Below are 6,256 nucleotides of genomic sequence, written 5' to 3'. Positions count from 1 at the left end.
GAGCCCCGCGGAACCGGCCGAGCCGGCCACGCCGCCGAGCCAGCCCCCGGCCGGCGAGACTCCGCCGACGCCGAACTGATCCGGCGCCGGACCGGCGAAACGAAAAAGGGCGGCTCCGGAAAGGAGCCGCCCTTGCTCTTTCCCGCGGAGGGGGAGGTCAGGTCCTGCGCTTGACCAAGCCCACCAGGAACAGCAGCAGACAGGCGCCGAGGAAGGCGACCAGCAGGGTGACGAAGTTGAAGCCGCCCACCGGAATCCCCAGCAGATTGCCGGCGATGAAGCCGCCCAAAAGAGCGCCGACGACGCCGACGATGAGGTTGGTCAGCAAGCCGTGATTGCGGCCCATGACCTGTTCGGCCAGCCAACCGGCCACGATGCCGATGACGATCCACCCGATAATACCCAAGCCCATTGCGATCTCCTTCCTGAAAAGCAACGCTCGGCGAGCAAACGCCCGTCGCCGCGTCGGGTTGCGACAGAGAACGACGCTAGGCGATCCTCCCCCCTCAGGCGAGCCCGGCACGGCCCTTGCCGCGTGAGGGGCGAGCGTCCCGCTTCGGGACAGGCCGTGCACCAGGGAAACCGGGACAATGGCTTCGGATATCGACCTTCACCTCGGACGCCGCCTGCGCCGCCGCCGCCGCCTGCTGGGCCTGACCCAGCAGCAGCTGGCCGCCCAGGTCGGCATCCGCTTCCAGCAGATCCAGAAATACGAATGCGGCGCCAACCGCATCTCGGCCGCCCGGCTGTGGCAGCTGGCCGAGGCGCTGGAATCGCCGGTCAGCTATTTCTACGACGGCCTGGAGGAGGCCATCGAGCGCAAGGAGGCCGCCAGCCAGGGCGGCGAGATGTTTTCGCGCAAGGAAACCCTCGACCTGATCCAGGCCTACTACCAGCTGGACGAGAAGCCGCGCCGCCGGCTGCTGGACCTGGCCAAGTCGCTGCACACCGAGGGCGAGGCCGCCTGAGGATCCTCCGCCCGTCCGGCCGCTTGCACACGGCTGGGCGGCGGAGGCGAGTGGCTAGTGGTGAGTGGCTAGTGGCTAGTGGCTAGTGGCTAGTGGCTAGTGGCTAGTGGCTAGTGGCTAGTGAAGGTCGACCAGATCGCGCGGTAAGCGGCAAGGTCGCGCTGGCTCTCGGCCGCGCCACCCACTAGTCACTAGCCACCAGCCACCAGCCACCGATCCTGATGACCGAATTCGAACTCTTCGCCCTGGAGCTGGCCCGCGAGGCCGCGCGCGTGTCCCTGCCCTTCTTCCGGAGCGCGCTGGAGACGGTGGACAAGGGCGGGCCGGGCGCCTTCGACCCGGTGACCCAGGGCGACCGGGACGCCGAAGCCGCGATCCGACGGCTGATCGAGGCCCGCTATCCCGAGCACGGGGTGATCGGCGAGGAATACGGCGAGGACCGGCCGGACGCCGAGCACGTCTGGGTGCTGGACCCCATCGACGGCACCCGGGCCTTCATCTCGGGCCTGCCGCTGTGGACCAATCTGATCGCGCTGAGGACCGAGGGCCGCCCCGTGGTCGGGATCATCGGCCAGCCCTATCTGGGCGAAATCTTCATGGGCGGCCCGTCCGGCGCACGGCTGCTGAAGGGCGGCCGGGAGACGCTGCTGCGCATCCGGCCCTGCGAGCGACTGACCGAGGCGACGATCGCCACCACCGACCCGGCGCTGTTCACCGGAGCCGAGCTGGGCGCCTGGACCCAGGTGCGGGCCGCGGCCCGGCTGGCCCGGCTGGGCTGTGACGCCTACGCCTACGCCATGGTCGCGGCGGGGCGGATGGACCTGGTGGCCGAGAGCGGGCTGAAGGTCTGGGACTGGTCCGCCCTGGTCCCGGTGATCGAAGCCGCCGGCGGCGAGGTCACCAACTGGCGCGGCGAGGCGCCGGACGGCACGGGGCAGATCCTGGCGGTCGGGGACGTGCGCATCCGGGAGCAGGCGCTGGTGACGCTGCGACGGGCGGCGCTGTAGGTGATTAGTGGTTAGTGGTTAGTGGTTAGTGGCTGCTGGATCATGGCCGGGCGTGCGCTAACGCGACCACACGCGCCAGCCATCCACTAACCACTGATCACTGACCACTTGCCGGCGCTCAGGCCGCAGTCGGTTCCGGCGACGGGGGAGAGCCCAGATTCTCCGCCGGCAGGGCCGCAGCGGGCGACAGGTCCTCGATCGGCGAGACGTAGGCGGCCATGGCGTCGAACTCTTCCAGGAAGACGCCGCGCTTGTCGTCGGTCTCCATGATGACTTCGTGCTTCGCGCCGGGCACCTCGACGTAGCGGCCGCGGCCCAGGCGCTTGGCGGCCCATTTGTTGGTCTGTTTCCAGACCCGGTCGTCGTCGGCGGCCTGGACCACCGCCACGGGAATGCGCACGGCCTTGAGCGCCTTGGGCTTCAGCGAGCGTTCGCCGGCGTCCAGCCCGAAGGCCAGCCAGCCCCAGGTGGGGCCGCCGACGGCCAGATGCGGGCAGGCGAACAACTGCTGGCGCCACTGCTCGTAGCGGGTTTCGTCGGACGTCAGGGCGTCCTTGTCGAAGGTGTGGTCGAAGGGATCGTCGGGATTGTCCAGGACATAGTCGCCGGCCTTGCCGTGACGCAGGTTCCAGCGGACCGCCAGCTTGACCGACCACATCGAGCGCTTGCCCGTCTTGATCCGCAGCATGGGACTGGAGAGGATGGCGCCGGAGAAGCGCTCCTCGCCGTTCTCGAGCGTCATCAGGTTCAGGACGCCGCCCATGGAATGGCCGACCATGATCCAGGGTTTGGGCGCGCGGCCTTCGAAGGCGTCGAGCAGGCGGGCGTAGTCGTCCAGGAACTCCTCGACCGCGCGGGCGTGGCCCTTCAGGCGGTCGGGCAGCAGGCGGGCCGACAGGCCCTGGCCGCGCCAGTCGTGGGCCAGGACGCACCAGCCGCGGGCCAGGAAGTTGCCGACGACCTCGAAATATTTCTCGATCGGCTCTGTGCGGCCGGGGCTCAGCACCACGGTGCCGCGAGGCTTTCTGGCGACCAGGGCCGAGGGGGTCCAGAAGGCGGCCCGCAGGCGCAGGCCGCCGGCGCCCCGGAACCATTCGCCCTGCCCGCCCGGCGGCGCGGAGGCGCCCGGGACCCCCATCAGGGGCGCATTGGCGGCGTAGGCGGCGGCTCGGTTCACTCGGGTTTCCTGAATCTCAAGGTCATGCGGTCGCTCTCGCCGATCGCGTCGTACTTGGTGCGATCGAAGTTCGGATCCGGCGGCGACCCCCTTGGCGCGGTCAGGCGCAGGGGGGGCAGGGTGTCGACGCCGAACGGATGATCCTTGGTATCCCTTTCATTCGCGTTGATTTCGGAGGCGGCGACGAAGGCGAAGCCGGCTTCGGCCGCCAGCTGCCGGACGAACGCTTCCTGGACGTATCCGTTCGCGGCGGCGGGGTCCTGATCGTCCTCGGGCCCCAGGCGATGCTGCTCGACCCCCAGGACGCCGCCGGGCCGAAGGGCGGCGAAGGCGTCGGCGAACGCCTTTTCGGCGATGCCGGCGGCCATCCAGGCGTGGATGGCGCGCATGAACAGGACCAGGTCGGCCGTGCCCGCCGCGGTCACCGGCCCCGACGTCGGGCCGAAGGCCGACAGCTCGATCTGGCCGTACAGGCGCCGGTCGTTGGTGAAGCGCTCCTGGAAATTGGCCGTCAGGCGAGCTTGGGCCGGGTCGGCGCCCGGGCCCGTCTGGAAGCCCGCCGCGACATAGGTTCCGCCGCCTTCGGCCAGATAGGGCGCCAGGATCTCGGTCCACCAGCCCGAACCGGGCCAGAACTCGACCACCTTCATGCGCGGCTGCAGGCCGAAGAAGCGCAGGGTCTCCATCGGGTGGCGCGCCGCGTCGCGCGCCTTGTCCTGGACCCGCCAGGGCCCGGCGACCGCCCATTCCAGAGAACCTTTGGGGGGCCCGTCGGGAGCCGGCGGCGGCTCGGCGGTCTTTTCCTGGCGGCCGCAGGCGGCGACGCCCCAGCAAGGCCGCGGCCGCCACGCCGGACAGAACGCCGCGCCGCGACGGCGCCGAACGCCGACCCTCAGTCAGATCAATCATGCACGTCCCCCGTCGGACGGCTTCCATGCGTCGGACGCCGCCCCGGCCGGCAGGGCTTAACCCTGTTCCCCCGCGCGGTCAAAACGCCCATCGGCTCAGTCCGGCTTGCGGAATCGCAAGGTCATGCGGTCGCTTTCGCCGATGGCGTCGAACTGGGCCCGCTCCTGGTCGGTCAAAGGCGTCGAACGGTCGGTCGAATTGCCCTCGCGCGCCGCGCTGACGCGGGTCGGCGGCAGGGTCCAGACGCCGTAGGGATGGTCGTGGTCGTCCTTGGGATTGGCGTTCAGCTCGCTGCGGCCGTCCAGGACGAAGCCGGCGGCCTGGGCGGCGTGGATGACGTAGCTTTCCGACACATAGCCCTGGACGGCGGTCTGGTCGGCGTTCAGGCCCTCGGCGCTGCGGTGCTGCTCGACGGCCAGGACGCCGCCGGGCTTCAGGGCCTTGAAGAAGGCGGCCATGTAGGGCCCGGTCCGGTCGCTGCGATGCCAGTTGTGCAAGGCCCGGGCGACGACGATCATGTCGGCGGTCCCGTCCTCGACGCCCATGCCCTCCAGCGGGCGGCTGACGGCGACGTGAGCGGCGCCGGCGGCCGGCCGGCGTCGACGCCGGTCCAGAGCGGATCGTCCGGCCCGATTCGCCTAGGCCAGACCGTCTCGGGCCGACTGGCTCCGGGCGATCCGCAGCTTAACTCGGGCGAGTACATCAACGTCTGGACCGTGAACGGCCGGCGCGGGCAGCAGCTGGACGTGCGCCTGACCTCGTCGGCGTTCGATCCCTACGTCGCCATCACGGGTCCCGGTGACTTCTCGGCGTTCAACGACGACGATCCCGGGGTCGAAGGCGGTCGCGACAGCCGCCTGCTGGTCACCCTTCCGGCCGACGGCCAGTACCAGATCACCGCCACCAGCTACGCCAGCGGCGAGAGCGGCGACTACCGCTTGGCGGTGCTGGACGGCGAGGGCGCCTCGGCGCCGACGCGGCCCTCGCAGCCGTCGTCCGCCCCGGGCGAGGTCGAGATCGGACGGACGGTCGCCGGTTCGCTGAACCCGGGGGACCAGACGCTGGACAGCGGGGAGTATGTCGACACTTACCGGTTCGTCGGACGGCGCGGGCAGCGGGTGGCCGTCGAACTGACGTCGTCCGCCTTCGACGCCTACACCATTCTGCGGACGCCCTCGGGCGAGCAGTTCGACAACGACGACGGCGAGGACGGGACCAACAGCCGCCAGCAACTGATCCTGCCGGAGGACGGCGAGTACCGCGTGCAGGTGACATCGTACCGCCCGGGCGAGACGGGGTCCTACAGGTTCAGCGTGGACGCCGGTCGGGAGCCGCCGCGCCAGGCCGCGGCTCCGGGAGGGGCACGGGTCTTCGCGGTGATGGTGGGTGTCTCGGACTATGGGGATCGCCTCAACAACCTGCCGTTCACCGACGAGGACGCCGAGAAGCTGGCCGAGACGCTGCAGCGCGAAGGTTCGCTGAACGACGCCAGCGTGGTGGTGACCAATGCGGAGGCCACCGTCGATGGCGTTCGCCGAGCCTTCCAGCGGGTGGCGGCCCAGGCCGGGCCGAACGACACCTTCCTGTTCTTCTTCTCGGGCCATGGGAACCAGGCCGAGGCGGCTGTCAACAGTCTGGAACCGGATGGCAAGAGCGAATCGATCGTGCTTCAGGACGGCGAGATCAGCGACGTGGAGATGGGCCAGCTGTTCGGTTCCCTGCGCACGCGCCTGTCGCTGCTGGTGCTGGATTCCTGCTTCTCGGGCGGCTTCGCCCGCAACGTGGTCGACCGTCCGGGGGTCATGGGCCTGTTCAGCTCCGAGGAGGATCTGACCAGCGCCGTCGCCGACAAGTTCCAGGCCGGGGGATATCTGTCCCACTTCCTGCGCGAGGGCATGGCCGGGGAGGCCGACACCAACGGTGACCGTCTGGTCACCGCCGGGGAGCTGGCTACCTATCTGCGCCGCCAGTTCCGCGTCGAAGTCGAGGACGTCCAGGCGGAAACCCAGGACGGCCAGAGGAACTATCAGAACCTGGTCATCGACCGGGGCGGCGTCCAGGTGGACGACGTCATCGTGCGGTTGCCGGCGGCGCAACAATGAAAGGCAGTGTGATGAAGGTGATGGTGCGGGCCCTGGGCGGCCTGGCGATTCTGGCGGGCGTCGGCGCCGCGGCGGCCGCGACGGCGCAGTCGG

At 70.0% G+C, this 6,256-nt stretch carries 7 protein-coding genes; 3 read left to right on the top strand and 4 right to left on the bottom strand.

Annotated features, from left to right (window positions below):
- Positions 1–157: 157 nt before the first annotated feature.
- Positions 158–412 (bottom strand): GlsB/YeaQ/YmgE family stress response membrane protein, encoded by a 255-nt coding sequence (locus AC2W7C_RS12320; protein ID WP_486001704.1) that lies wholly within the window; start codon positions 410–412, stop codon positions 158–160.
- Positions 413–590: 178 nt separating this feature from the next.
- On the opposite strand from AC2W7C_RS12320, the gene AC2W7C_RS12315 reads away from it, so the two are divergent.
- On the top strand, positions 591–968 hold the full coding sequence (locus AC2W7C_RS12315) for a helix-turn-helix domain-containing protein (RefSeq protein ID WP_486001703.1): 378 nt from the start codon (positions 591–593) through the stop codon (positions 966–968).
- Between the two features lie 221 nt (positions 969–1,189).
- A complete protein-coding gene (gene hisN / locus AC2W7C_RS12310) occupies positions 1,190–1,975 on the top strand; it encodes a histidinol-phosphatase (RefSeq protein ID WP_486001702.1) in 786 nt (261 codons plus the stop codon).
- Positions 1,976–2,093: 118 nt separating this feature from the next.
- Here the strand turns inward: hisN and AC2W7C_RS12305 are convergent, their stop codons facing one another.
- From AC2W7C_RS12305 to AC2W7C_RS12295, 3 genes are all read right to left on the bottom strand, one after another.
- Complete coding sequence (locus AC2W7C_RS12305) at positions 2,094–3,152, bottom strand: alpha/beta fold hydrolase (RefSeq protein ID WP_486001701.1); 1,059 nt, start codon at positions 3,150–3,152, stop codon at positions 2,094–2,096.
- The gene (locus AC2W7C_RS12300; RefSeq protein WP_486001700.1) at positions 3,149–3,838 is read right to left on the bottom strand and encodes a class I SAM-dependent methyltransferase; all 690 of its coding nucleotides are present in this window, start codon (positions 3,836–3,838) and stop codon (positions 3,149–3,151) included. Before AC2W7C_RS12300 ends, AC2W7C_RS12305 begins: the two co-directional genes overlap by 4 nt.
- Positions 3,839–4,156: 318 nt before the next feature.
- On the bottom strand, positions 4,157–4,606 hold the full coding sequence (locus AC2W7C_RS12295) for a class I SAM-dependent methyltransferase (protein WP_486001699.1): 450 nt from the start codon (positions 4,604–4,606) through the stop codon (positions 4,157–4,159).
- Between the two features lie 27 nt (positions 4,607–4,633).
- On the opposite strand from AC2W7C_RS12295, the gene AC2W7C_RS12290 reads away from it, so the two are divergent.
- On the top strand, positions 4,634–6,163 hold the full coding sequence (locus AC2W7C_RS12290) for a caspase family protein (RefSeq protein WP_486001698.1): 1,530 nt from the start codon (positions 4,634–4,636) through the stop codon (positions 6,161–6,163).
- Positions 6,164–6,256 lie beyond the last annotated feature (93 nt).

Source organism: Brevundimonas sp. CURTG3B2_SDJG (assembly GCF_057364705.1).
The sequence above is the reverse complement of the archived record's forward strand: the minus strand, read 5'-3'. Positions and strand labels throughout refer to the sequence as shown.